Consider the following 24,712-nt stretch of genomic DNA (forward strand, 5'->3'; position numbering starts at 1 on the left):
ACTTTTTACGTAAACATTGTTTCTATTTAATATTGGGTTAGTTTCCGTAACAGGATACTCGCTTTTTTTATGGGTGGGGACCGAGCATCATGTCGTGCAATCGCTCACATCTCCCACTACAATGTCCTTCTAAAAAACAATCATTTAGAAAAAGAGTTATTTTTTTAATAATTTGTTTGTTTTTTCAACTACCTTTTGAGTACTAATGTTAGGTACTTTGTTATTGTCGATTTTGTATTTTTGCTTTAACAAAATAATGCGTTTTACACTTTGGTTTATTCTATCTTCCGAAATCTTTCCATTTTGTACGGCTGCTTGGATTGCTTTAAAAACCGCTCTTACTTTATTCGGATCATGCGCAACCATAATAATATCACTACCTGCTTGAATGGATTTGACCGCAGCATTTGGTAAATCGTAGTGTTTTTCAATTGCTGCCATCGTCATATCATCAGTCATCACGACTCCACTATAGTGTAAATCGTTTCGTAATATGTTAGTGATTACATTTTTAGACATAGATGATGGAAACTTCGAATCAATTTTCGGCAATAAAATGTGAGCAATCATAACGGCATCTGCTTTTTGCTGAATTGCATTTTCAAAAGGAATTAACTCTAAATGCTTTAAGTCATTATAAGTTTTATTAACAACCGGTAAATCTAGATGTGAATCTACCCCCGTATCACCATGACCAGGGAAATGCTTAACGACTGGAATTATTCGTTCTGATTGGATTCCTTCCATTGTCTTGATTCCTAATTTACTAACTATCGAAGCATTATTTCCAAATGATCGATCACCAATAACAGGATTATTCGGGTTACTATTAATATCTAATACTGGTGCAAAATCAGTGTTAAATCCAAATATCTTTAACTGTTCACCTAGTATTTGGCCAATTTCATATGAAAAATTCGAATTGTTTCGCTTTCCAATTTGTTCATTTGTAGGAATATTACCTAACTTCTCAGGTAAACGAGATATTCTCCCGCCTTCTTGATCTACTCCAAATAAAATTGGTAAAGAATTAGAACCGTTAGCACTTTTCATCGAGTTGATTAACTTAACGGTCTGATTCTTATCTTTCAAGTTCTCGCTATAAAATATAAACCCACCTATTTTATATTGCTGAATAAGATTTTTTAAATCGCCTGAATACGTAGGACCATAGAATCCTGATAAAATCATTTGACCAATTTTTTCATTAAGTGACATTTCATTTAAAAGATTGTCAATATTTGAACTAACATTTGTATTATTTCCACTTGGATTATTTCCATTTATAAGTAATACAGCAGTATGATGTAATGATGGATTAGGATTTTCATTTGTCGGTCGAGCTAGTATAAATTTTAATTCGTATGTTTTAGATAAACGGTAATCAAGGATAATTTGATCAACATTCTGATCTTTATAATATTTAGTAGATGTTGGTTTCTTTAATGTTTCAAGAATGGATTCAAAGTGAATTTGATTCAAGCGTGAGTCATATGATCTGGCCTCAAAAATACTTCCTGCATGTTTAGTTCCAATTGCAAATGCTGGATTTGAATAGGTTAAAAAAGTACCTTGTGCGATTGACTCTTCCTGGTCCGGCGTTCCAAATTCTTTTGTAATATCAGTCATTGTTGTTTTTCCAACAGTAATATTCGTTTTCCCATCTATTTTTCCAGCTTTTGCATTAGAAATAATATTAGCTAACAGTTCATCCGTATTGTCAGGTACTTGTACCTCACTTTCAACAGGATTACTTCTAGTAGTTTTAGGGGTTTCCTTCGAGATTTTAGTATTTACATAAAAAACTACTCCTGCACCTATTAGAAACAAAATTAAAATCAAACTCACAACTTTTTTAATCATTGTCCCCTCCTAAAAATATGTTTTTATAACAATCAAATTCTTAAAATTAATGCACATGCCATCCTATGTTTTAAAAAAATACCGGGTACCAACCCATCTCGTACTGCATACGATGTGGAAGATATTAAGGAGGGACCATTACGAATGACGATCAAAGAATTTTATGCAGTTAAAAATCACTTCGACCATAAATATAGAAATAGCCAGTTAAATCAATTAAACCCTTATTCCTATTATCCCCAAAATTGGAATAACGAATATACAGCAAATCCATATGAATCCCATTATTACCCAGATCAAACTGACTTTTTCCATCGTCACCAATCACAAATAACATTTGTATTAGTCCATGGTTCATGGGTTGATCCTAGTTTTTGGAACGGTATTTCCGCAGATTTACGAAAGATGGGTCATGTAGTTCACACACCACAATTGGCGGGGCATGGAACTGATACAAACAAAAACGTTACTCATGAGATTGTAACGAAATCCGTTGTTGATTATATTACAACTAAAAATTTAATAAATATTATATTAGTCGGACATAGCTTCGGGGGAAGTGTCATTCAAAAAGTAGCTGAACAACTCCCTGATCGAATTAAACGGTTAGTCTTTTGGAATGCTTTTGTCTTAAATGATGGAGAAAGTATGGCTGATCAATTTCCTAAACAAGCTCAAGACTTCTTATTAGGTCTTGCTCAGCAATCAAGTGATCATACGATTAAACTGCCCTTTTCCTATTTTCGAGAAACATTTGTGAATTTAGCTGATTTACAAACTGCTCAACAAATCTATAACTCTACTACTCCAGAACCAGCTAACCCCCTGGTGGAAAAACTAGATTTAAAGAATTTTTATAGGCTAACTACTCCTAGAAGCTTTATTAACTTACAAGAGGACACTGTTATTCCTGCTGGAGAACAATATGGATGGTATCCACATTTAGCTAGCCGTCTAGGTATTTTCCGATTTATACAAGGGCATGGTGACCATATGTCGACAGCTAAATTACAACCGAGGAGAATTGCACAATTAATTGTGAATGCAGGTAGAGATTGAATATAAAAAACATTTTTACTACTATCCTATGATTTTATCATGAGTATTATCTAACTCTCTATGATTTACATTCTGTAATTTCGCTCAGAGTTAGATAATATTTTTTTATCATGCAATTATAATTTTCTTTTAACCTGCATATATATTTTTTAATAAATATTTAATATATCGAAAACTTGTATTATACTAACATAGTGTAAAAATATTAAAATACATAATTAGGAGACCGAGTATGAAAAATATTAAGAAACTAGCAACTCTCGTGACCGCATCAACATTATCAGCAGGTATTCTATTAGGTGCTGTACCAACTACAGCTTCTGCAAAAACATCTCCAAAAATTGTCCAAGCTCAAGCTAATCTAAAAAAACAAGTTAGTGCATACACAAAAACGCTGACTAGTTTAAAAAATGAAATTCGAGCTAACGATCGTTTTATCTACGGTTACTATAGTTCATTGCAAGCAGACATTAAAGCATTTACAACGTACAATTATTCTGGGAAAGATGCGTTAGTTAAAAAAACTGCAACTTTCAAAACTAAAATCGATAAAACACGTAAGGATAACTCAGCTGTAGATATGAAAAAAGTAACAGCTACATTTAACACATACATTAAAAAAGCAGATGCTAAAAATGCTAAATCATATTACACAAAACAACGTGCAAAATTAGTTGCAATCTTAAATTACCAAGACAATTTCATGTATGATATTGAAGAGTATGCAGATGAAATCGAGTTCCAAATCTATACTGAAAATGATATATATATCCACAACCAATTACCAACTGAGTATGGAAATTATGAATCAGAAATGACAAAAGCACTTACACGTATGATTGGCTCAATGGTTAAAGTTCAAGAAATTAGCTCGTATGCATACGAAGTTCTAAATATGGACTACACAACATATAACCAAATTCAAACTGATAGTGAAAAAATAGTTGAAAAGTATTATAACGGATTTTTAGGAACTGAAGATGATGAAGATTTACAAGACCTAGAAAGTGATGATCTATCTGCAGCCATTCAAAAGAGAGATGTCGTAAAAGCTAAAATTGCTCTTTTAAATGCTATGGATGATATTAAAAAGTTGAACGATTCATTTGACCAAATGGATCTAGAACTAAAAACTTACAAAGAAAATCTTACAGTTAAGTTCGCAGACAAAGTAAAAGAAAAACCTGCTGACAAACCTGTAACTGAATAACTGCATTATTTGAGAAGAGTCATACGTACTCTTCTTTTTTTAATTTAAGAACAAAATAAAAAACAGTCCTTTGTTTGAAAGTCATCTCTTCCAAAGGACTGTTTTTTATGTTTAAATTGATTTAATTTATCTTTCTTCGTTTTTGTTTTTCGAGTATTTAAATCCATCATCGAAAATGGGCTTCTTCCTAATTCTGGATTTCTTCTACCTTCTCTTTCTAATTTCTCTCTTAGTTTCTTTGCTTTTGATTTACTCATCTCATCCACCTCTTTTATTCTTTTCGTTTTATTATATACTGCAAATACTATTTTACCACTTCCAACCAACTATTTAATATCTGATTTTGAAATTGGAATAAAGTGATCAAATACTCCGATGACTTTTACTTGTTTATTAAGTACTCTTACTTCATACAGTGAAAAGAACTTATAGTTATGTGTAGTTGTTGCTGAACTTATTAATTTATCTCCAAGTAGATCAAGTCCAAAATCTATATATTTATTTTTAGATTCTTTCTTCAGTTTTTCTTTCGCCCATACTACAAATTCTCCTTTTGTTGGATTTGTTTGAGCTGAAATGATTAGAACAACAGCAATGATAACTGCTACGATTAACTTTTTCATATTACCCCTACCTATCCCAAAGTATTACTTACTATCATAATAGAAAATTCCTTTTTGACCAAATATTTTTAACAAATCGGTGTTTTCGTATAGCTAATAATCATGGGAGTTTCGTTGATTTCCACTTCAGGATACTCGCTTTCCGTGGGGCAGGCGATGAGCCTCCTCGTCGCATTCGCTTCTGCGGGGTCTCACCTGTCCTTCTACTCCCACAGGAGTCTCGCACCTTTCGTTTCAATCATTTTCATTTTTTTAGTTTAATTAAACAAAAACTTTTTAAAGAATATCTTGAAAAATTTCATATGGAAATATAGTTTCTTTCTAATTTGTTGGTAATTTCGTAGATTTCCACTTCAGGATACTCGATTTCAGTGGGGAAGGCGATGAGCCTCCTCGTCGCATTCGCGTCTGTGGGGTCTCACCTTCCAGCTACTCCCACAGGAGTCTCGCACCTTCCGTTTCAATCATTTTCATTTTTTACAGTTTGAATAAAGAAAACCTTTTTACGATTTATCATTGATGATCAAAACAATAAATCTTATTTTTAAATTTTTCTTTATTTGTTAAACATTAGTCTTTTACTTTTTCAGATACTTTTTTACCACATGTAGCACAAGTAGCCGAATATATTTTACTTTCATTAGATTCTTCACTTTTTACTTCATTGATTAACTCGATATGTTTCTGTCGTATTTCAGGATCTAGAATATTTTTTCCATTTAATTTATTGAACATCATTAAGATTTCTTCATCAGTAAATGAATTAAGTTGAGGTTGTAGTTTTAAGACATTCAGCTTCCTGTTAATGTAGTCGGTTAACTCTGTATCATACACAATTAGATCATTTGAATGAATTTTTCTTAATTCTTCATTCACTTTAAAAATACATCTTCTAGAAAAAGACACAATCGAAATATAACTAGATAAATCAACATTATCTAGCAATGCATTGATTGCTTTTATATGGCCAAAATTTTGATGAAATGGATTCATCATTTTAAATTTACCATTAACATTCCAAGTGCTTCTTTTTCGATCGCCATATATCGTTCCTTGATAATTCTTCGTTTCTATGACAAAGATTCCTAAATGCGTGAATACAACATGATCTATTTGCGAATAACCAGATTTTGATTTTGGATTTCCTATAAGGAGATCACTAATATATTTGTATTTTTTATTAAGCTGGTCTAGTTGAATATTAATTTTATATTCTCCCAATTCACCTATCCTTGTAGGTTGAATCTTGTTTTTAGTCTCTCTACTTACTTTCTTTTCTTGTGTATTTTTCACATTATTTTTCCCAGTAAATATGCCGATTAATTTTGAAAACATTATTGTAAACTCCTCAATTTTTATAAACATTTCTAAAGCCCATTAGTTCTATCGACCATTTTCATTTTTATTTAATAATAAGAGTACTTTAAATTCCTATTTATCTCTATTTACTATTTCACCTTTTCACTGTACTATTATGGATAATTTATATAATTCAAAAAATTAAAAGGAGTTTTCTCTTATGATTAAAGGAATTATTTTTGATTTGGATGATACTTTGCTTTGGGATCAGAAAAGTGTGGAGGTTGCATTTGCGAACACATGTAAATTGGCTGAAGAGAAGTATGGTATTAATCCAGATGCGTTTGAAGAAGCAGTTCGGGATGCAGCAAGGCAACTATACTCTTCATATGATACATATGAATTTACTAAATTAATTGGAATTAATCCGTTTGAAGGACTTTGGGGGAATTTTTTAGAAGATCATGATGAATTCCCTAAAATGAGAGAAAACTCCTCTACTTATCGAAAAAATGCATGGACTTTAGGTTTAAAAGCTTTCGGAATTGATGATCCTGAATTTGGCCATGTATTAGCAGAAAGATTCCCTGAAGAACGAAAAGGTAACCCATTTGTATATGAAGAGACATTCCACGTTTTAGATGCATTAAATGGAAACTTTCAGCTCCTTTTACTAACTAATGGTTCGCCTGATTTACAGCATACAAAGCTTTCCATTACACCTGAAATTAAAGAATACTTTGATCAAATACTGATCTCTGGAGATTTTGGAAAAGGTAAACCAGACCCAACTATTTTTGAACATGCTTTATCTTTAATGAACCTAACAAAAGATGAAGTCCTAATGGTTGGCGACAATTTAATGACAGATATACTTGGCTCAAACAAAATAGGAATGAAAAATGTCTGGATTAATCGACATAATAAGGAAAGAAACGAAGTAATTCCTACATTTGAAATTAGTCATTTAGAGGAATTATTAGGGATAATTTCTACCATTAATGCAGAATAAATCTAATGAAACAAATAAAGTACTCTCTAATTTAGAGAGTACTTTTTACTTTTAAAATTAATCCTCTAACCATTTAAGGATTTCATCAATACCTATCGCTTCTTCAATTTCCGGTAATTGGGTAATAAAATTTAATTCGGCCTCGCTTTTAACCACTTCATTACTTTCGTTTGGGTCATTAACATTCATTGAGTACACCTCATTTTAAAATTTTATTTTAATTTTTGTATTATTAACAATCTGAACTAATACCATACAATATCCATTTTATTAACTAAATACTCAACAAATTCTAACGGAAATAATTTCTTTTATTACTATTTCGGAGTACAGAATGAAATTCCCTTTTTTTAACTAAAATTCGAAAAAAAATATGACTATTACTTTGTTGCTTTTTAAGATAAATGTCAGTTGATTTCCATTCCTGGATTCACACTTCATTCAACTTCTTTAATGGCACATATGATTAATGAAAATCTAACAGTATTCACATCTTTTACGTGATAAAATATGGGTACAACCCAATAAAGGAGATGGCAAATTGAAACCTAAACAAAAAGTTACTGTGTGGAGTCTAATAAAACTTGCCGCATACTCATTTACACTCGCATTTATTGTGAAAATATTCGTTTTTTCACCATTTGTAGTTGAAGGCGCATCGATGCAACCTACATTACATACAAACGATTATTTATTTGTCAATAAAGCGGCGATTCATATATCAAACATAAATACTGGAGACGTTATTATTATCAAAAAAGTAAATGATCCAAAATATTATGTAAAACGTGTTGTTGGTTTATCTGGAGATCACGTTTCAATCATTGATGGCGTTTTAAATGTGAACGGAAAACCGATCAAAGAAGAATATTTAAATTCAAAACTCAAACAAGAATACAAGCAATATTTACAATTTAAGCAAGTAACAGTTCCTAAACATTCTTATTTTGTGATGGGCGACAATCGATTAAATAGTAAAGATAGTCGAAACGGCTTGGATTATATTAAACAATCTGAAATTGTAGGAAAAGCAGAAATGATATATTTCCCTTTTAATCGTTTAAAACTTATCCATTAATTATTAATCATAAAAAAACTTAACTATCGCTAGTGAATAAAAAAAGGACTGCAATGCAGTCTTTTAATTTTTTTATGGGAAGGAATTACTTTCGCACAAGTGAATATTATGGTTAATAAATCCATTTAGGGGATGTGTATAAAATGTTGCTAGTACAAATTTTAGTGATCGTAGGTATTATTAGTCTTTGCATTGCTGGAATTCAGTACAAAGGGTATTTACTATCATTATCTTCTAAGGGCAACAATCATAAAATCATCCAAAAACAATATCGTTGGACCACACTTTTTAGCCTCTTATGTTTTGCCATTTCTGCTTATGTATTTTTTTCTTAAAGTCTGAGTTAACTTATATAACTAAAAAAAAGCTTACGAATCCTAGATATCGTAAGTTTTTTGTTTAGTCGATTCTTTTAACTAATATGTATATCCGTACCAAATTGAATTAGTTTCAGCTTCTTAGCGATCGATTGTGAAGAAAAATTATCGAATGATGTACTGTATAATGCAATTCGATTTTGATTTTGAATTTCAATTGCCCATGCATTCGTAACTTCAATTCCATATTCTTTTCCTCGGAAATCTTCTAAAGTATACAAGCTTGCCTCCGCTGCTTTTTCAGTTTGTCTAGCACTACAGCAAATCGAAACAGCCTGATTATTTTCAATGATTGCATAACACGGTGATTTTTCCTCAAGTTCTTTAAACGTATATGGAAAATGTGGTAATAGAAACTCTTTGTTTTCATTCGTTATCTTTATTGCCTTCGATTTCCGATCTTTCACATCAGGAAAAACATATGCAGGTCCAAACCAAATATTTGTTATAGGTTGATCTTTACTTAAAATATTTATGATTTCAGCGATGGGGATACTCTGTTCAGTATTAAATACTCTTTCGATCTTATTGATAAACTCTTCTCCAAGACTATTACTATATTTAACAATGTTACCACGCTTTGTACAACCTAAATAAAATTTAGGCGCTACATCAAATGGTTGCTCATTTATGAAAGTAATTCTGCCCATATCATCATTCATAAACAAGACTGTAGCATGTAGCTTTATAAGCTCCAACTCTGTCATCAAATAGCATTCCTCCTATGTTAAATTCCCACAAAATTACCTAATTCATAAAAATCCATTTACTATTGATAGATAGAAGACAACTGAATGAATGCGAATTACTAAAGATAAGCTAATCAACAATCTAGCTTTCTCTTACAATATTTCGTTTAAATGTAAATATTTCCTTCTTCAACTCAAATAGGAATAGATTAATTAGAATACTTTCCGCACTAATTTTAATGTTTGTAGGAATACCAAAAATTGTATAATAATAAATACATACAAATAAAATACGATAAGCCGAGGAGTAAAAAAATGGAAATTAAAAGATCAAATCCTGAAAATGTAGCACCGCCAGTAGGTCAATACCATCACGTTACAGTTATTCCGAGAGATGCTGAATTAATCGTTTTATCTGGACAAATAGGCAGCGATAAAAATGGCTTTTTACCTAAAGATATTGAAAGCCAATTTGTGAATGCACTTGAGAATATAAAAGCAATTCTCGAAAGTGAAGGCGTAGAATTAAATAATATTTTTAAAATTAATTTCTGGTTGGCAGAAAACATTGATCGTAAAGTATTTTTAGAGAAGTGGAGTGAATTCCATAAAGGAAATCCACCAGCTACAACATATGCATATGTTTCTGCATTAGCAAACCCTGATATAAAAATTGAAATTGAGGCGTGGGCCGCTCGATAACAAATAATTAATTTTTTTCTAAAATTTAAACACAAAAAAAGGGCTGCTTACAGCCCTTCTTTACTTCAACTAGCACAATGTGTTAGTTCATTATGTAACTCACTATAGGTAGTAATACTAACAGTAAGATTGAACAAGATACAAGTATGCTTGAAACTCTTTTAGGGATTTTTGCTTTCCCCTTTCCTGCATACCAACCACTATATTGCAATTTGTTTCGATACAAAACAAATAACAAAACGAAAATTGCAGTAAATCCCATCCACTCGTAACCATCCGTGTTTACGTTTAGTGCCCCGTATAGATTTGATAGAATCACACCAAATATGCTTCCTAGAAAGAAAAAAATTAAAATAATTCTTATTAATTCCAGTATTACCTTCATTTACTCCCTCCTAAAATCGCAAATTAATTTTTAAATTAACTAGTATGTGTCTCGTACTTAATTACTTCTCCATTATCATCCAACTCAATGACGAGTAATTCAATATCAATGCCAGGAAATCCTTTTTCAGGACCAAGATAATAAATGATCGTATTTACAGTCTTAGAACTAGCTTGTTCAGTTGGTGCCCCTAAAAGCTTAATCACTTCGGCTTTACTCTTACCAACTAGATTATATTCACTTAATAAGTCATCAACAATATTAACTCTATTACTTGGATCTTCCATCCATTTTTCACGACTAAAGTTTGCTTGGTACTTATTAACTCCTATCCAGCAAAGAAAAATCACCAACATACTAATAAAAATAATCCGAACGTATTTCTTCCCCATGTTTTCCCCCAGATGTCGTTTCAAATGATTATATCATTTAAATTTAATTTACTCTTCAACGATTCTTGCTTTGACTACTAAAAAATGTTTCACTTTCTTTTCTACATTCTTTCTCAGAATGACATTTTTATAGTATGAGCTTCATAAGGTTAAATGACCAAATCATAGAAATGGTAGAGGTGACTTATGAAAGCAATTATCTGTACTAAATACGGTGCACCGGATGTGCTTCAACTAAGAGAGGTTGAAAAACCTTCTATTAAGGATAATGAAGTATTAATAAAGATATATGCTACAACGGTAACTTCAGGAGATACAAAACTTCGGAAGTTCGATTTCCCTTTCATGTATTGGCTCCCCTCTCGCATTATGTTTGGTTTCAGAAAACCTAAAAAAACGATTCCAGGAAGTGAGCTAGCGGGGGAAATTGAATCGGTCGGGAAAGATGTAAAACTATTTAAGGAAGGTGATCATGTATTTGGCTATAGTGGATTTGGTTTCGGAGCGAATGCCGAATACATTAGTCTGCACGAAGAAAGTGCACTGGCAATAAAACCAGCGAACATGACTTTTGAGGAAGCTTCCACTGTTCCTATTGGAGCATTAACCGCATTGTTTTTCCTTCGAAAAGCAAATATTCAGAGTGGACAAAAGGTTCTTATTTATGGAGCTTCTGGTAGTGTAGGTACGTTTGCGGTACAGCTTGCCAAGTACTTTGGAGCAGAAGTTACTGGGGTATGCAGTTCCAACAATTTGGAATTGGTAGCATCTTTAGGTGCTGATAAGGTGATTGATTATACAAAAGCAGATTTTACTAAACGAGATGAATCATATGATATTATTTTTGATACAGTAGGAAAAAGTTCCTTTTCAGGTAGTAAAAGGTCATTAAAAGAAAATGGTGTTTATCTTTTATGTGCAGTCTGGCAGATGTCGGTTTATGCTCGGGGCTTATGGACTTCAATGACAAGTAGCAAAAAAGTCATACCTGGGATTGCAGTCCCAACTTCAGAGAATTTAATTTTCGTAAAAGATCTTATCGAGGCAGGAAAGCTAAAATCGATCATAGATAAACGTTACCATCTGGAAGAAATTGCAGATGCTCATTCCTATGTTGAAAAAGGACACAAAAAAGGAAATGTAGTCATAACCTTAGACCCTCTTCATAAAACGTAATAACTGATTAAATTAAATAAAATGCAACGATAGTCTCCTTATCATAGGTACATTTTATAGTCCTCTATTTATAAAATAGAGGACTATTTTTATGTTTATAAAATTAAATCATGTCAAGGTTAAATAGAAACGGCAGGTAAAGTATTTCCTGTTTCAAGTAAACTTTTCAAGTTACTTAGAATTGCCGGCCAACCATTATTTAATCCCTCAAAAGTACCCTCTTTATCAACGAAGTCTGTTGGCTCCAGGTTTTCATGCTTTAGCGTTAATTTTACGGTTGAATCCATCGAAATCAATTCAAATGTAACCTGTGATGGTTCCTCACGATTCGTTGTATCGTGAATGTGATTCCATGTAAATGAAAGCAAACGATATGGCTCACACTTTAGAATCTTTCCGTGATCAGTGACCTCACCATTACGTGAATACTCAACAGTTGAACCTTCTTGCCAATCAGATTGAATTTTAGTTCCAAAAAAGTATTTTTCAGTAAAGCTGCTGCTTGTTAAAGCTTCCCAAAGTTTCTCTGGTGTGGTTGAAATGTAAGTAACATAAACGAATGTCGGTTTACTCATTTTTTCCGTTCCTCCTCAAGATTATTTTTTAGTTCATTCAATGATTCCATACGATGGTGATCATATTTGCTGATCCATCGATGATAAACTTCGCTAATTGGAATGGGATTAAGGTAATGTAGTTTCTCACGCCCTTTCCATTCCACAACAACAAGATTTGCCTCTTCTAGTATTACAAGATGTTTCGTTACTGCTTGTCTAGTCATATCAAGATGTTTACAAAGTTCACTTAATGTTTGTCCGTTGTTTATGTAAAGTAGGTCAAGTAGTTTTCTGCGATTTGAATCGGCAAGAGCCTTAAAAATCTTATCGATTTGTTCCAACCTCCTCATTGTTTCCATTATAAGCAACTAAATAGTTGCATGTCAAATTTACAAAAGGACTGTCGAAACAGTCCGTTACAAATCATACTATATAATTATTAGTTCAAAAACTGATCTGCTTTTATCAGATTCATATAGCAAACCCAGAGTATTATTTTCCAATAAATAATCCAACTGTTTCAGCATTTTGATTAAGTTGATAAAAAATATTATTGTCATTGCAATACACCGGGAAAGATAATTCAAAATTCCCAACAATCACAGTTTCTAAGGCGGGGAAAAAGATATTACCAAAACACACTTCTCTAGTTGAAAGAGTTGAAATTAGTTGAAGGGCTTGTAAACTTGTTACTTTAAAAACATTTGAATTCGATTTAAGTAAATTATGTAAAAATGCAAAACTATCTTTTTCCAATACGTTTTTATATTCTTCTAGATCTACAGTTTTCATATTCGAAAAAGATTTATTAGAAAATGGAATACTTAATTGTACAAAAATTGGTTGTCCTGAGTTCAATTCAAATATCTTTTCAAAAAAAAGTAGAAAGTTCTTTTCATACTTTAAATTATGATTTTTGAAAGAAGATAACAGTTTTACGGCTTCCTCTTCTGTTAAACATTGATCATATACGTCTAATATTCCGATATTACTAAATAATCCTTCTAATATTTCTTCATTTTCGATATCTAATCTACCAAATTGATTTTTTAAAAATGAAAATTCGAAATCTGTCGCCACTTGAACCATCGAATCCTTATCATTAACTAAATTAAATTCGTTAACAACATTCTTTACAAAATGAAAGTAGCGTCTTTTACCTCTAAACTTCTTCATTTGCTCCTCCATTTTAATTTTATATCTAACAAGATCTACATTCATATCAATACTAAGAATTTATTCAAAAAATCTATGAAAATAAAAACAACTTGAACTACTTACTCATAACTTTCTACTTTTATTTCCAGACCTAATAATAATATTTACATCTGTAGCTTCTCCACTATCAATATGATTCTCTATCTTCGAAACATCAATATTCATCTTGATTTTCACTATCTTTCTCTCATTACCATATAACGTTACTACATTTAGACCATTTTTATTTAAAAGTGAAACCATTTGTACATCATCCTCGAATTGATCATAAAATTCAACTTTGAATTGCACATCAGTTCTACCATAATTTTTAAAAGGCAGTTCACATTCTGCATGTAAAGTCTCTTCATTTTTCATATTAAAACGACAATTACTTTTATCACGGTCATATGTAATTGCATAAATACCTGTTGCAAAGGTTTTTTGATACGATTTGACAAGAAAAGGTGGCAAAATCATTGCGATTATTATAGCAATCACTATCAATCTAGCTCTATATTTCCCTAATGATATCCAAAGAAAATATAAGCTCAAAATCAGTAAGGATAAGGAAATAATTCCTACATACCGTAAACCATGTTCTGAATTTACAATGATATTGAACACCGCTATTTTCCCACTATAAGAATGATCATTAGGAAACGGAATATTCAATGCTATAGATGCGAAAAAAAGTATTAATGAAATATAGAAAGATTTTTTATCTCTTACCAATAAGATCCACTCCCTTTTAATTTTTTCAGGGTTAATTGTTAGCCGCACTATTTAAGAATTTTCCCTAATCATTTCTTCTACATAACTTTTTAAATTAGGATATGTTGAGTTTCCTTCTAAAAATTGTGATACTTCGTAAATTGGTAATATGACTATCTCTCTCTTTTTTGAATAAAGAAGACTAGTAGGTTTGTTACTTCTATGTACCCCATCAAGCTTGGACGAATAATTATAAACAGAGTCATATTCATACCAGTAGAAATCTTGTTTGATATTTTTTTTAATAACTTCTCCAATATATGCTCCTATTCGAACTACGAGACTATCAAAATGCTCATTCAACAGTTCTGTACCCGTTTCAGTATTCATTAATCTTGTAGAATACAAATCAATATATCGAATGCTTTCAATGGAGAAATCCAAATTACTTTTAGTAAGGTTTTCTTTGTCCCAGACATCCGCTGAAACATCTTGATACATTAATTTTGCTAATCCATTTAGATCATCTTTTATTAATTTGTTTTTTCTAAAGAATCCTAATCCCGTTATACCTAAAGAAGCACCTAATGCTGTTGAAAAAGCTGTGAGTATGTTTAAATTCTCTTTAAAAATTGCGTTTCCTATTAAATTTCCTATGAATAAAACAATAAACCACTTTAAAAACTCAATTAGTCGATTCATTTTATGCCCCTTTAATAAACATCCATTTCATTCACTACGTATTACTTCTATTATTATAATTGTTCCACTTTTTTATTGCATCAAGCATTTTAACTCGCAATCTGTCATTAACTGTATAGCAGTTAAAATAAAAAAGGATCGACTAAACAGTCAATCCTGATTTTAAATTAGAACTTTATAAGTTTAATAGTAAGGATATTCTTACTTTAAAAAAGAAAGCTAAAAGGCTAGCTTATTTTTCTGTTTTATCCATCAAACCTTTGCTAAAAATTCTTCTTCTAATAGTGCGACACATACATGATCACACCACTTATCTCCAACTTTTAAGTTTTTTCTAGCATAACCTTCTTTAACAAAGCCGACTTTTTCGAGTACTCTTAAGGAAGCTATATTTTCAGGATTAACTTGAGAAGTAACTCGGTGGAATTTCAATTCTTGAAAAGCAATTTTCAGTGCAATTTCCAAGGCTCTCGTCATATATCCTTTTCCATTGAATTTTTCACCAATTTGATAACCTACCATGCAACTTTGTTTAGGTCCTCGTGCTACAAAAGTGAACTGAACCTCTCCAATTAATGTGAGTAAAGAGTCTTCTTGTAAAAAAATAGCGAAATCATATCTACTATCTTCTGCACTGTTTTCCATAAACTTTTTAATGCTATCGATTTGTCCTTGTAATGTAAAAAAATCTTCGTTACTTCTGACCGGGGACCATTTTTGGAAATGCCCTCTATTTTCTTGATGTAATTGAAGCTTAACTTCGGCATCTTCGTATGTATATGGTCTAACAATTAATTGTTTCAATGTAACTCCTCCAGTGCGCTGTTTATATACAAATTCTTTTTAATTGGTCGATTTTCCTCCCGCACTCATCACTTTGATCCAATAATAAAGTTGCCGCGAACTATCTTGGACAACTAGACTGTGGTTTTAAATGAGCCCAAACTATGTAATTATTACTCTTAATCTATTAACTTGCTTTCAACTATTTTAAAAAAATCGTTTACATTAGATTGGTCACTTTTAAAAATCTCCTTTAAAACATAGCAACTATCACACATCCAAATACCACCCGTTCTATTTATAAATTTAAATTTACTTAATCTAATATTTTACATCTATTATCGGTTTATTTCATTCAAACTGCCATTTACTTCAATAAAAAAAGAGCAGCCTAAGCCACTCCATAATATTCAACTAACACATGCATTATTCACTCATGAATGTAAATACGCCTATGCATAAGAAAAGTGAAGGATAGATAAAAAAGTTATTTATTAGTTGAAATAATTAATACAAAAAAGATCCCTTTTTAGGAAGGAACTTTCGTTTTCTTATACAACTGAAGCATGTGTTAGTTCAATAAGGAATTTTGGTAATTGTATAGATATTCAATAAACTCATAGAAGTATTTATTACTATAATTGGGATTTTCAATATCCATTGGTATATAATTAACCTCAACTAAATTCGGGATTTCATCTCGAAAATCGTAACCAAAAGCAGTTCCTCCACCATCTGACCCTATAATTAAAAACCCAGGTGCGAACTCACTTACTGAATAATCCTCATTAACTCCAACTAATTGTTCGATTTTCCATAGTCTTAGATAACCTTCTCCAATATTCCCTTCACCACCGTTTGTCTTAATCATAAATTCAACATAATCTGATGGGAACTTTACCTTTAATTCTTTTTCCACCTTTTCTATTTCTTCCTTAGAAATAGATTTATTAAAATTGAAACCTTTAAATAAATATTTTTTCTGGTCTAACACCTTTTTCACTCCTAATTTCAAACTATTAATTTTGTAATTAGAATTAAATTCTACTTAATTGCCGTTGTTCCTTCTTCAACTATCCTGCTCCATAGAAAAAAGGAACCAATCGGCTCCTATTCTTGTTCAATTAACGCTGAGTATTAGTTCGGCAATGGGAGGGATGTATTACGGATTTATTTATTGAAGTATGTGACAGTAATCCATTACATTAAGTTATTTATTGTTAATAGTAACATAAAAAACTCTCGTAATCTGGAACAAATAGAATGAAAATTTTCTTATTTTAAAAGTCCTTTTACTATTTTGAGAATATATCTATCAAATCTAGCTATAAAACCTTCACCATTCTCTCCTCTTTCTGATACATGCTTTTTATGCAGTTCTACTATATTAAGTCGAGTTTTTCCTAGGTTAAAAACAAAGTTTTCCGATTTAGCTAACAATCCTTTACCATTCTCTCCTCTTTCAATTTTTTGAGCATGTTCTTTATGGAATGCCGCGACTCTCATATTATGCTCTTTCTGCCAATTGTGTATTTTATTTTGTTTCATTTAAGTTCCCACCTTTCAGTTATATATTTAGTCAACATTTAATCTAACCTCAACCTCTTATATCCCTGACATTTCATCGTTCAATCGACATGTTAGGGTAAAGGAGGATTTTTTATTTTGATTATAATATAAAATATAAATGAGATTTATGAACAAAATATGAACCACTATTTTATGACGAAATCATAAGTAGGTTCACCGAGAAACGTTTTTTAGAAATAAGGTAATTAAAAAGATAAAAATCTTCCCCAACTTAAATAAGGGAAGATGATAAAAATTATTTTTTTATATAATGAAGCATTGCAAGTTGACCTAATTTTTCTACTTTTGTTAATGTGTATTTTTGAGTAATATCATCTCCGAAATAAAGGGAGATTCCTTTCCCTAGTACAATAGGTGCAATGGCTAGTTGGAATTCATCGATTAAATTTTCTTTAAAAAATCATGAGCTAATTTTCCTCCACCAATTAACCATATATCTTTACCTGAGTCTTGTTTTAATTTATTTATGAAAGTTTTAATCTCTTCATCAATAAATGAAGCATATTCATCTGATCCGCTAATCGATTTAGTAAAGACATAATTTTTATATTCACCATAAGGATAATCCATATCAAATCCACGAATGACATCATAAGTTCCTTTTCCCATCAAAACAGTGTCAATTCTTTCAAGAAGTGAATTGTAGCCAGAATCTCCCTTTACTTCTGTTGATTCCAACCATTCTAATGTACCATCTTCATTTGCAATATACCCATCAATTGAAGTACCAATATATAAAATAACGTTACGCTGTTTTCCCATGTTTATCCCCCTTACTTTGTTTAAGGATAAAAACAATATACTAATAAATTTACATAGTTTACCATTAGATTAATGAAGACGAATACCTATCAAAAATAAAAGAGAAGTTTAACTATTAAAATAATAGTCCACTTTTCACATTATCCTCAATTAAAAATAGAGTTGCCTGAGCAACCCAAGATCTAAAACTAAAACAAGCGATGGTTACATATTTCTTAATGATTTATCGGACCGTAGAATGGATTTTTATCAAGTAACGAATGTGGTAAAAATTCGATTGTTTTCGCTTGATACATTTTATTACGAAATTCATAACCGATAATAATATCTCCAATAAACCCTGCTGGAGTTATTTGTGCGCCAACACTTGCCATAAGCTGCTTATTAATAACCTCATAATCAATAATACTACCAAAACCTATATCTTCATTTAAATGGGAAGGCTCGATCGCTTTTATCTTCACAACGGATATTTTGTCTCCCACAATCACCTCGGCTTTTTCGGTTGTCAATTTTGTTTTTACATTTTTATAGACAATTGCTAGAGGATTATCAACGAGTTCCTCACCGAAGTAGTTATAATCTGTATTAAAAACATGAACTTCTTCAATGTTCAGACCACTGCCATGACCTTTGTTCAAAATAATAATTAACTCTTTCCGTTTGTCTTTGTTTATATCTTCATAAATCATTTTCGGTGCGTATGTATATTTAGTAGCTGTGCTCATCCAGTAAAAAGTTGAATAAATAGTCCCCTTGAAATCAAGTTTGAAATCTTGATACCAACCATCCCTCGTCTTAGCATATAAAGTTATATCCTCATTGTTGATTTTTGCTACAATCTCAGGATCTGTAGTTACTGCACCTGATTTAATTGGTGAACCAACAAAAAGTATTACCATTATTAAAATAAAGTATTTTTTCAATCGTTTAACACCTCATTTTAGTATTCCCTATGATGTTTTCTTATTCTACTAACCGGCCCGTTAGTCCAGTAAAAACAGCCAGCTAAACAATCCAACAATTCTTTTTATTTAAAGATACTTTCATAAAAATAATAAAAAAACTGCCAATATGATATTTTCCCCTTATAGTAGACACTTAAAAAAGCCTATTCGACAAAAAGGATAGGTAGTCTACTCTAGGGGGATTTTATTATGGCTGTAAAAAGATCTAAGTTTAATAAGTATTCAATCGAATTAAAACTTAAAGCGGTTAAACTGAAGAAGGATATGCCAGTTACGAGACTATATCTGAAGAGTTAGGTCTTATATAAAATGGACTTATCATTTTCCTAAGAAGAATTGATTCTTTTCACTATGTTCTAGTACTATGCTTAATCTCAATTCCACCATTATTCCCACCAATAATAACTATGTCACTCATGTTAACAAAAAGGCCATTTTCAACAACCCCTGGAATCAAATTTAATTGAACAGTCAATTCTTCAGGTTTTTCAATCGTATCCATATAGCAATCTAGAATATAATTCCCATTATCTGTTATATATGGAGCATTCTCTTTTAAACGTAATCGCGGATTAGTATTATCCATCCATTCGATTTGTTTTTTTGTGATTTCCCAACCAAATGGAGTGACCTCTACCGGTAAGGGGAATTTACCAAGTGTCGAAACAAACTTTGATTCATCAGCAACTACTACAAATTGCTCGGATATTGAAGCAATCATTTTTTCGCGCAATAATGCCCCACCACCACCTTTAATCAGTTCTTGTCTCGGGTTTACTTCATCAGCACCGTCAATTGTTACATCAACCTTGTTTAATTTAGAAAGATTTATTAGAGGTATTCCCATTTTTATAGCTAGTTGTTCAGTTTCCTTTGAAGTAGGTACTCCATGTATTTTTAACCCTTCTTTTATTAATTCCGCAATTTTAATAATGGTCCAATAAACAGTTGATCCGGTTCCTAGCCCAACGATCATTCCATCTTTAATGTACTCAACCGCCTTCTCACCAGCAAGTTTTTTACTTTCCATTTCTCCACCTCAATTAATTTATTTATGTACTGACGCTTTATATGAGCATCAACTTGTGATATTTTTCTTACATAAAAAGAGATGTTGTATTACTAACATCTCTTTTTCCATCCATTTAAACTCACTAAATTTTATTTATGTGTCATGCTTCGATCTCAATTCCAATTTTAAAACTATAAATTTGATCTGAGCTTTTTATTTGAAAACCATCTGTGTAATCAATTGTTAAATCATCATCTAAAAAGTTTAGAGTTGGTGAAACAACTAGGAGTATTACCATTATTAAAATAAAGAATTTTTTCATTCGTTTAACACCTCATTTTAGTATTCCCTATGAGCTTTTCTTATTCTACTAACCTGCCCGTTAGTGCAATTAAAACAACTACTAAACAAGCCAACAAAACTTGTTATTAAAACTTATTCTCATAAAAACATTAAAAAAGCTGCCAATGAAGGCAGCTTTTTTGTAAATGATTAAATTAATTTGTACTTAACTTCTTATTTGTTACATTTTCTAAAGGGGCACTAGTTTCTAATGCCGAATTTTGTTTTCCCTTTTTAATAAAGAAGGACATTAGTAATCCAATAATACCAATCCCAATTATGACAAGATATGCGTCATTAACTCCTTGTATAGAAGCTTCTTTAATTAGTTGCATTTGGTTCAAACCTTTAGCAGCTGCAGTAGGAATCATATCTTGTAAATGTGATTTCGTACGGACAGTCATTACTGTAACGAGTAACGAAGTACCTACAGCACCTGCAACTTGGCGAATTGTATTACTTACTGCTGTACCATGTGCGTTTAAACGTTGTGGCAGTTGATTTAAACCAGCAGTTTGTAAAGGCATCATCATTAATGCCATCCCAATTCGGCGTCCCGTTGACATGAGCACCAAATAAGTATAACTAGTTGAGTCAGTCAAGTTGATAAAGCCCATCGTCGTGATAATCGTAATAATCATCCCAATAATCGTTAACCATCTTGCACCAAATCGATCAAACAACTTACCAGTAACTGGCATAAGTAAGCCCATTACTAGAGCTCCTGGAAGTAGTAAAAGTCCGGACTCAATCGCTGTATAACCACGGATATTTTGTAGGTATAACGGAAGTAGCATCATATCTGCATACATTACCATAGTTACTGCGATATTAATGATTGTCGTTAAGGAGAACATCTTGTATTTGAATACACGCAAATCAAGTAGTGGATTTTGCGATTTCAACTCTTTCCATGAAAAAAGTACCAGAGACAAGACGCCCACAAAAATCGTACTTAGTACTTCCACGTCTGACCATCCAAGCGTCCCTGCTCGGCTGAATCCATAAAGTAATGCGCCAAAACCAACCGTAGAGAGTGTAACACTTAAGAAATCTAACTTTGTCTTGATTCGATCAGATACATTTCGAAGATAAATGAATCCAAGTATAATGACAAGAACAGCAATTGGGATCATCCCGTAAAACATCGTTTCCCATTTGTAATTGTCAATAATATAACCAGCAATTGTAGGTCCAATTGCTGGGGCGAAAATGATCGCAAGACCGACCATCCCCATGGCTGCTCCCCTTTTGTTTGGAGGGAAGATTGTCAGAATAACATTTGTAAGTAAAGGCATAATGATTCCTGCACCAGCAGCTTGAATCATACGACCAGTTAATAATAATGGAAATCCTGTTGCTATAGCTGAAACGATCGTTCCGGCTAAAAATATAAACATTGCTGTTTGAAAGAGCTCACGTGTGGTAAACCGTTGCATTAAGTAAGCTGTAATTGGAATCAAGACTCCATTTACAAGCATGTAGCCTGTTGTTAGCCATTGTGCTGTTGCAGCTGTGATTTTAAATTCGACCATTAATTCAGGAGTAGCAACGCTCATAACTGTTTGATTTAATATCGCAATGAAAGCACCTATAATCATAATGAACATAATAGGTCCTTTTTTTATCGAATTTGTGTCAATTTTAGGATTATTATTCAATTCTCCCCGATCCTTTCTAAATAGAATATAGACTTTTTTTACATAGTGTTTAATAATTAACACTGTATAAATAAATTATAGATAGAAAGTAGATTCTTACAACCGACAATTTCTTAGAAAGTGTAAATTAGTTATCATTCATTTCATTTATGTAGTAAATAGTGAAGATTATAGACAGAAACAGAATTATTGTAAATTTAGCAAAAGAAAGGTGATTAGTAATGGTGGATAATACAAAAGCAAAAGTAGATCCTCGGGTCATTCGAACACGTCAATTGATCAAGGATGCATTAATCGATTTGCTACAAGAGATGGATATTAATAAAATAACGGTTAACCGTATTGCGGAACGTGCAACCATTAACCGTGTTACGTTTTATCTTCATTATAATGATATACATGACATGCTGGAAAAATTGTCCCAGGAAATGGCTGAGGACATTGATTGCATTATTATGAGTACGAATACTAACCAAAATTCCGCAGATGATAGCGACCATCTAAAGCTTGTAACCCTGCTTGAGTATATTGCTGAGAATGCCAAATTCTATAAAGTAGTGCTTGGTTCAAATCGAACGCCAATCTTTACAGACCGTTTGTTAAATATCCTTTCGAAAAGAATAACAGAGAGAACAACGAATAATTCCAAGTTAGATACGAAAGACATTCAGAGGGATATTGCTATTTGGTACGGATCTTCAGCTTTAATTGGAACAATTGTAGCTTGGTTGCGTAAGGATATGCCATATACTCCTCAATTTCTTGCTAAGCAGTTGTCTTTGCTTTTTCGAATAGAGAATAAATAACTTGGATTCAAATTACAAAAGTCTAAACCAAAGAGTGTGCTAGAATAATTGTAGTGACTATTTTTACAATAATGAGGGATTTCATGTATAAAGTAATGATGATTGAGGACGATGAAAAAATTAGACGGATTGTCTCTGATACGTTGAAAAAGTGGCAATATGATGTAGTGGAAGTGATCCATTTTGACCAGGTGTTAAAGGAATTTGAGAAAACTGAACCACACCTCGTTCTATTAGATATCAATCTACCTGTTTACGATGGATACTACTGGTGCCAGCAAATACGATCAGTTTCCAAAGTACCGATTATATTCCTTTCATCTAGAAATCAGAATATGGACATCATTATGGCGATTAATATGGGTGGAGATGACTTTATCCAAAAGCCATTTGATTTGGACATTCTTATCACGAAAATCAGTGCGCTTATGCGCCGGAAATATACCTATCAGGAAGAGGAGAACATCAGATTCGTCCATCGTGGATTGAAATTAAATGTAACTAATTCAACTATTGAATACAATGAACAAAGTACTGAGTTAAGCCGGAACGAATTCATCATTTTACAATTAATGCTGCGGAATATAAGAAAAATTGTTTCGCGAGATGATTTGATGCAGGCACTATGGAATGAAGAAAAATTCGTCGATGATAACACATTGACCGTGAATGTGAATCGACTGCGCCGAAAAATTGCCATTCTTGGACTGGAGGACTTCATTGTTACCCGCAAAGGAATGGGGTATATAATCGAATGACCTTCCTACGATATCTTCCATATGAAAAACCATATATTTATCTGTATCTAATTGCTTTCTTAATCACGGCCGCAGTATTTTTTACTGATAGTAATGGTACCTTGGCATGGGGGACCTTCTTTTATGCCTTCTCCCTATCTTCTATTGTATTACTCGGATTTTTAATTTATCGTTATCAGCAAAATGTACGTGTGATACGGCAAATGAAAAATGAGGAGTATGACAGCTTGTCAATGGAAGGAGAATTTGCGAAGGCGTACATTGATGAACTTAAAAGAGAGCATATCCGTGAAATGAATCAGATTCAAGACAAGAAGAATGAGCATTATGATTTCATCGTCTCCTGGTTCCATGAAATAAAAACACCGATTGCAGTCCTTCGCTTATTGGAGCAAACTGATATGGACGCCAATAGTTTAAGGGAAGAGATCGCGAAGATTGAAAATTACGTGGATCAAGCACTCTATTACGCCAAGCTCGATAGCTTTAACCAGGATTACGCTATTCAAAATTGTGACATTATCCAAATTTCGAAAAAAATCGTTAAGGCTCATTCAAAAACCTTTATTTCAAAAAAAATCCGTATTGCCATACAGGCAGATTCACTGGAAGTTCAAACTGATCCTAAATGGCTAGAGTTTATCGTCAATCAGTTATTGACGAATAGTTTAAAATATACGGAACCTGGTGGGGAGATTACCATTTCAGTTTTCGAAACCCCACAAGAAAAACAACTTGTGATTCGTGATAACGGAATTGGCATTAGTCAAAAGGATTTACCGCGAATTTACAATCGTGGATTTACTGGAGAAAACGGTCGGATGTATACGAAGTCAACAGGAATGGGCTTATATTTAGCTCAACAGTTAAGTAACAAATTAGGACATTACATTAGTTGTACTTCTGAAGTAGGGGATTTTACTCAATACATAATTCACTTTCCGCAAGATAGTGATCCGTATTTAATATTACAAAAAACACACGATGAGTAAAAA

General features: G+C 32.2%; 30 protein-coding genes and 1 pseudogene. 10 read left to right on the forward strand and 21 right to left on the reverse strand.

What is annotated here, in order from left to right; genetic code table 11:
• Positions 1-156: 156 nt before the first annotated feature.
• Positions 157-1,863, reverse strand: coding sequence for a beta-N-acetylhexosaminidase (nagZ, locus tag B7R65_RS05945; protein ID WP_088041811.1), 1,707 nt, complete (start codon positions 1,861-1,863; stop codon positions 157-159).
• A 144-nt stretch (positions 1,864-2,007) separates the two neighbouring features.
• Between nagZ and B7R65_RS05950 the strand changes: the two genes are divergently transcribed.
• Entirely contained in the window at positions 2,008-2,922 is a 915-nt protein-coding gene (locus tag B7R65_RS05950; RefSeq protein WP_088041812.1) for an alpha/beta hydrolase, read from the forward strand.
• 232 nt (positions 2,923-3,154) lie between these two features.
• Positions 3,155-4,132 carry a hypothetical protein gene (locus B7R65_RS05955; RefSeq protein ID WP_088041813.1) on the forward strand — a complete coding sequence of 326 codons (978 nt, stop codon included), beginning with the start codon at positions 3,155-3,157 and terminating at the stop codon, positions 4,130-4,132.
• 44 nt (positions 4,133-4,176) lie between these two features.
• Here B7R65_RS05955 and B7R65_RS05960 read toward each other — a convergent pair whose 3' ends face one another.
• From B7R65_RS05960 to B7R65_RS05970, 3 genes are all read right to left on the reverse strand, one after another.
• Positions 4,177-4,389, reverse strand: coding sequence for a hypothetical protein (locus B7R65_RS05960; RefSeq protein WP_088041814.1), 213 nt, complete (start codon positions 4,387-4,389; stop codon positions 4,177-4,179).
• A 69-nt stretch (positions 4,390-4,458) separates the two neighbouring features.
• Positions 4,459-4,755, reverse strand: a complete 297-nt coding sequence (locus tag B7R65_RS05965; RefSeq protein ID WP_088041815.1) for a DUF4359 domain-containing protein — start codon at positions 4,753-4,755, stop codon at positions 4,459-4,461.
• 570 nt (positions 4,756-5,325) lie between these two features.
• Positions 5,326-6,090, reverse strand: a complete 765-nt coding sequence (locus tag B7R65_RS05970; protein ID WP_088041816.1) for a nuclease-related domain-containing protein — start codon at positions 6,088-6,090, stop codon at positions 5,326-5,328.
• A 184-nt stretch (positions 6,091-6,274) separates the two neighbouring features.
• Here B7R65_RS05970 and B7R65_RS05975 point away from each other — a divergent pair, with 184 nt between their 5' ends.
• Positions 6,275-7,066 (forward strand): HAD family hydrolase, encoded by a 792-nt coding sequence (locus tag B7R65_RS05975; RefSeq protein ID WP_088041817.1) that lies wholly within the window; start codon positions 6,275-6,277, stop codon positions 7,064-7,066.
• A 57-nt stretch (positions 7,067-7,123) separates the two neighbouring features.
• On the opposite strand, the gene B7R65_RS21670 is transcribed toward B7R65_RS05975, so the two are convergent.
• On the reverse strand, positions 7,124-7,255 hold the full coding sequence (locus tag B7R65_RS21670) for a hypothetical protein (protein ID WP_256941177.1): 132 nt from the start codon (positions 7,253-7,255) through the stop codon (positions 7,124-7,126).
• A gap of 352 nt (positions 7,256-7,607) precedes the next feature.
• Here B7R65_RS21670 and lepB point away from each other — a divergent pair, with 352 nt between their 5' ends.
• Positions 7,608-8,144, forward strand: a complete 537-nt coding sequence (gene lepB / locus B7R65_RS05980) for a signal peptidase I (protein WP_256941178.1) — start codon at positions 7,608-7,610, stop codon at positions 8,142-8,144.
• A 143-nt stretch (positions 8,145-8,287) separates the two neighbouring features.
• Complete coding sequence (locus B7R65_RS21045; protein ID WP_142288206.1) at positions 8,288-8,479, forward strand: hypothetical protein; 192 nt, start codon at positions 8,288-8,290, stop codon at positions 8,477-8,479.
• Positions 8,480-8,556: 77 nt separating this feature from the next.
• Here B7R65_RS21045 and B7R65_RS05985 read toward each other — a convergent pair whose 3' ends face one another.
• On the reverse strand, positions 8,557-9,228 hold the full coding sequence (locus B7R65_RS05985; protein ID WP_256941190.1) for a GNAT family N-acetyltransferase: 672 nt from the start codon (positions 9,226-9,228) through the stop codon (positions 8,557-8,559).
• Between the two features lie 297 nt (positions 9,229-9,525).
• On the opposite strand from B7R65_RS05985, the gene B7R65_RS05990 reads away from it, so the two are divergent.
• The gene (locus B7R65_RS05990; RefSeq protein WP_088041820.1) at positions 9,526-9,912 is read left to right on the forward strand and encodes a RidA family protein; all 387 of its coding nucleotides are present in this window, start codon (positions 9,526-9,528) and stop codon (positions 9,910-9,912) included.
• A gap of 82 nt (positions 9,913-9,994) precedes the next feature.
• On the opposite strand, the gene B7R65_RS05995 is transcribed toward B7R65_RS05990, so the two are convergent.
• Together B7R65_RS05995 and B7R65_RS06000 are read right to left on the reverse strand one after the other, a co-directional pair.
• On the reverse strand, positions 9,995-10,297 hold the full coding sequence (locus B7R65_RS05995; protein WP_088041821.1) for a hypothetical protein: 303 nt from the start codon (positions 10,295-10,297) through the stop codon (positions 9,995-9,997).
• 35 nt (positions 10,298-10,332) lie between these two features.
• Positions 10,333-10,689 (reverse strand): hypothetical protein, encoded by a 357-nt coding sequence (locus B7R65_RS06000; protein ID WP_088041822.1) that lies wholly within the window; start codon positions 10,687-10,689, stop codon positions 10,333-10,335.
• Positions 10,690-10,875: 186 nt separating this feature from the next.
• Here B7R65_RS06000 and B7R65_RS06005 point away from each other — a divergent pair, with 186 nt between their 5' ends.
• Complete coding sequence (locus tag B7R65_RS06005; RefSeq protein ID WP_088041823.1) at positions 10,876-11,865, forward strand: NAD(P)-dependent alcohol dehydrogenase; 990 nt, start codon at positions 10,876-10,878, stop codon at positions 11,863-11,865.
• Between the two features lie 119 nt (positions 11,866-11,984).
• Here B7R65_RS06005 and B7R65_RS06010 read toward each other — a convergent pair whose 3' ends face one another.
• The 13 genes and pseudogenes from B7R65_RS06010 to B7R65_RS06065 all read right to left on the reverse strand — a co-directional run bounded on the left by B7R65_RS06010 (position 11,985) and on the right by B7R65_RS06065 (position 22,102).
• Positions 11,985-12,440, reverse strand: a complete 456-nt coding sequence (locus tag B7R65_RS06010) for an SRPBCC family protein (protein WP_088041824.1) — start codon at positions 12,438-12,440, stop codon at positions 11,985-11,987.
• Entirely contained in the window at positions 12,437-12,781 is a 345-nt protein-coding gene (locus tag B7R65_RS06015; RefSeq protein WP_218780398.1) for an ArsR/SmtB family transcription factor, read from the reverse strand. The genes B7R65_RS06010 and B7R65_RS06015 overlap by 4 nt, the downstream gene beginning before the upstream one ends.
• 133 nt (positions 12,782-12,914) lie before the next feature.
• Entirely contained in the window at positions 12,915-13,598 is a 684-nt protein-coding gene (locus tag B7R65_RS06020) for a hypothetical protein (protein ID WP_088041825.1), read from the reverse strand.
• Positions 13,599-13,703: 105 nt separating this feature from the next.
• Positions 13,704-14,120: a hypothetical protein gene (locus B7R65_RS21485; RefSeq protein WP_218780399.1), complete on the reverse strand. Its 417-nt coding sequence runs from the start codon at positions 14,118-14,120 to the stop codon at positions 13,704-13,706.
• Between the two features lie 285 nt (positions 14,121-14,405).
• Complete coding sequence (locus tag B7R65_RS06030; RefSeq protein ID WP_256941180.1) at positions 14,406-15,035, reverse strand: hypothetical protein; 630 nt, start codon at positions 15,033-15,035, stop codon at positions 14,406-14,408.
• 252 nt (positions 15,036-15,287) lie between these two features.
• A complete protein-coding gene (locus B7R65_RS06035; RefSeq protein WP_088041827.1) occupies positions 15,288-15,839 on the reverse strand; it encodes a GNAT family N-acetyltransferase in 552 nt (183 codons plus the stop codon).
• A gap of 550 nt (positions 15,840-16,389) precedes the next feature.
• Positions 16,390-16,812: an SMI1/KNR4 family protein gene (locus tag B7R65_RS06040; protein ID WP_179194787.1), complete on the reverse strand. Its 423-nt coding sequence runs from the start codon at positions 16,810-16,812 to the stop codon at positions 16,390-16,392.
• Positions 16,813-17,093: 281 nt separating this feature from the next.
• Positions 17,094-17,366, reverse strand: coding sequence for a hypothetical protein (locus B7R65_RS06045; protein WP_088041829.1), 273 nt, complete (start codon positions 17,364-17,366; stop codon positions 17,094-17,096).
• Positions 17,367-17,643: 277 nt separating this feature from the next.
• Positions 17,644-18,170 (reverse strand): annotated as a pseudogene (locus tag B7R65_RS06050) (dihydrofolate reductase family protein).
• A 215-nt stretch (positions 18,171-18,385) separates the two neighbouring features.
• Positions 18,386-19,096 carry a hypothetical protein gene (locus tag B7R65_RS06055; protein ID WP_088041831.1) on the reverse strand — a complete coding sequence of 237 codons (711 nt, stop codon included), beginning with the start codon at positions 19,094-19,096 and terminating at the stop codon, positions 18,386-18,388.
• A 391-nt stretch (positions 19,097-19,487) separates the two neighbouring features.
• Positions 19,488-20,168 carry a ribose-5-phosphate isomerase RpiA gene (gene rpiA, locus B7R65_RS06060; RefSeq protein WP_088041832.1) on the reverse strand — a complete coding sequence of 227 codons (681 nt, stop codon included), beginning with the start codon at positions 20,166-20,168 and terminating at the stop codon, positions 19,488-19,490.
• Positions 20,169-20,310: 142 nt separating this feature from the next.
• Positions 20,311-20,472 (reverse strand): hypothetical protein, encoded by a 162-nt coding sequence (locus B7R65_RS21245; RefSeq protein ID WP_179194788.1) that lies wholly within the window; start codon positions 20,470-20,472, stop codon positions 20,311-20,313.
• A gap of 175 nt (positions 20,473-20,647) precedes the next feature.
• A complete protein-coding gene (locus B7R65_RS06065) occupies positions 20,648-22,102 on the reverse strand; it encodes a DHA2 family efflux MFS transporter permease subunit (protein ID WP_088041912.1) in 1,455 nt (484 codons plus the stop codon).
• Between the two features lie 272 nt (positions 22,103-22,374).
• Here B7R65_RS06065 and B7R65_RS06070 point away from each other — a divergent pair, with 272 nt between their 5' ends.
• The 3 genes from B7R65_RS06070 to B7R65_RS06080 all read left to right on the forward strand — a co-directional run bounded on the left by B7R65_RS06070 (position 22,375) and on the right by B7R65_RS06080 (position 24,709).
• Entirely contained in the window at positions 22,375-22,959 is a 585-nt protein-coding gene (locus B7R65_RS06070; RefSeq protein WP_088041833.1) for a TetR/AcrR family transcriptional regulator, read from the forward strand.
• A gap of 83 nt (positions 22,960-23,042) precedes the next feature.
• Positions 23,043-23,717, forward strand: coding sequence for a response regulator transcription factor (locus B7R65_RS06075; protein ID WP_088041834.1), 675 nt, complete (start codon positions 23,043-23,045; stop codon positions 23,715-23,717).
• Positions 23,714-24,709: a sensor histidine kinase gene (locus tag B7R65_RS06080; RefSeq protein ID WP_088041835.1), complete on the forward strand. Its 996-nt coding sequence runs from the start codon at positions 23,714-23,716 to the stop codon at positions 24,707-24,709. The genes B7R65_RS06075 and B7R65_RS06080 overlap by 4 nt, the downstream gene beginning before the upstream one ends.
• Positions 24,710-24,712: the final 3 nt, after the last annotated feature.

Origin of the sequence: Bacillus sp. EAC (genome assembly GCF_002156875.1) — a bacterium.
In the GTDB taxonomy this organism is placed as follows: Bacteria; Bacillota; Bacilli; order Bacillales; family Bacillaceae_G; genus Gottfriedia.

What these genes read in the sequence shown, in the direction of transcription:
- nagZ (WP_088041811.1), bottom strand. Translation starts at nt 1,863, where the DNA reads ATGATTAAAAAAGTTGTGAGTTTGATTTTAATTTTGTTTCTAATAGGT.
- B7R65_RS05950 (WP_088041812.1), top strand. Translation starts at nt 2,008, where the DNA reads ATGACGATCAAAGAATTTTATGCAGTTAAAAATCACTTCGACCATAAA.
- B7R65_RS05955 (WP_088041813.1), top strand. Translation starts at nt 3,155, where the DNA reads ATGAAAAATATTAAGAAACTAGCAACTCTCGTGACCGCATCAACATTA.
- B7R65_RS05960 (WP_088041814.1), bottom strand. Translation starts at nt 4,389, where the DNA reads ATGAGTAAATCAAAAGCAAAGAAACTAAGAGAGAAATTAGAAAGAGAA.
- B7R65_RS05965 (WP_088041815.1), bottom strand. Translation starts at nt 4,755, where the DNA reads ATGAAAAAGTTAATCGTAGCAGTTATCATTGCTGTTGTTCTAATCATT.
- B7R65_RS05970 (WP_088041816.1), bottom strand. Translation starts at nt 6,090, where the DNA reads ATGTTTTCAAAATTAATCGGCATATTTACTGGGAAAAATAATGTGAAA.
- B7R65_RS05975 (WP_088041817.1), top strand. Translation starts at nt 6,275, where the DNA reads ATGATTAAAGGAATTATTTTTGATTTGGATGATACTTTGCTTTGGGAT.
- B7R65_RS21670 (WP_256941177.1), bottom strand. Translation starts at nt 7,255, where the DNA reads ATGAATGTTAATGACCCAAACGAAAGTAATGAAGTGGTTAAAAGCGAG.
- B7R65_RS21045 (WP_142288206.1), top strand. Translation starts at nt 8,288, where the DNA reads ATGTTGCTAGTACAAATTTTAGTGATCGTAGGTATTATTAGTCTTTGC.
- B7R65_RS05985 (WP_256941190.1), bottom strand. Translation starts at nt 9,228, where the DNA reads ATGACAGAGTTGGAGCTTATAAAGCTACATGCTACAGTCTTGTTTATG.
- B7R65_RS05990 (WP_088041820.1), top strand. Translation starts at nt 9,526, where the DNA reads ATGGAAATTAAAAGATCAAATCCTGAAAATGTAGCACCGCCAGTAGGT.
- B7R65_RS05995 (WP_088041821.1), bottom strand. Translation starts at nt 10,297, where the DNA reads ATGAAGGTAATACTGGAATTAATAAGAATTATTTTAATTTTTTTCTTT.
- B7R65_RS06000 (WP_088041822.1), bottom strand. Translation starts at nt 10,689, where the DNA reads ATGGGGAAGAAATACGTTCGGATTATTTTTATTAGTATGTTGGTGATT.
- B7R65_RS06005 (WP_088041823.1), top strand. Translation starts at nt 10,876, where the DNA reads ATGAAAGCAATTATCTGTACTAAATACGGTGCACCGGATGTGCTTCAA.
- B7R65_RS06010 (WP_088041824.1), bottom strand. Translation starts at nt 12,440, where the DNA reads ATGAGTAAACCGACATTCGTTTATGTTACTTACATTTCAACCACACCA.
- B7R65_RS06015 (WP_218780398.1), bottom strand. Translation starts at nt 12,781, where the DNA reads ATGGAAACAATGAGGAGGTTGGAACAAATCGATAAGATTTTTAAGGCT.
- B7R65_RS06020 (WP_088041825.1), bottom strand. Translation starts at nt 13,598, where the DNA reads ATGAAGAAGTTTAGAGGTAAAAGACGCTACTTTCATTTTGTAAAGAAT.
- B7R65_RS06030 (WP_256941180.1), bottom strand. Translation starts at nt 15,035, where the DNA reads ATGAATCGACTAATTGAGTTTTTAAAGTGGTTTATTGTTTTATTCATA.
- B7R65_RS06045 (WP_088041829.1), bottom strand. Translation starts at nt 17,366, where the DNA reads ATGAAACAAAATAAAATACACAATTGGCAGAAAGAGCATAATATGAGA.
- rpiA (WP_088041832.1), bottom strand. Translation starts at nt 20,168, where the DNA reads ATGGAAAGTAAAAAACTTGCTGGTGAGAAGGCGGTTGAGTACATTAAA.
- B7R65_RS21245 (WP_179194788.1), bottom strand. Translation starts at nt 20,472, where the DNA reads ATGAAAAAATTCTTTATTTTAATAATGGTAATACTCCTAGTTGTTTCA.
- B7R65_RS06065 (WP_088041912.1), bottom strand. Translation starts at nt 22,102, where the DNA reads ATGTTCATTATGATTATAGGTGCTTTCATTGCGATATTAAATCAAACA.
- B7R65_RS06070 (WP_088041833.1), top strand. Translation starts at nt 22,375, where the DNA reads ATGGTGGATAATACAAAAGCAAAAGTAGATCCTCGGGTCATTCGAACA.
- B7R65_RS06075 (WP_088041834.1), top strand. Translation starts at nt 23,043, where the DNA reads ATGTATAAAGTAATGATGATTGAGGACGATGAAAAAATTAGACGGATT.
- B7R65_RS06080 (WP_088041835.1), top strand. Translation starts at nt 23,714, where the DNA reads ATGACCTTCCTACGATATCTTCCATATGAAAAACCATATATTTATCTG.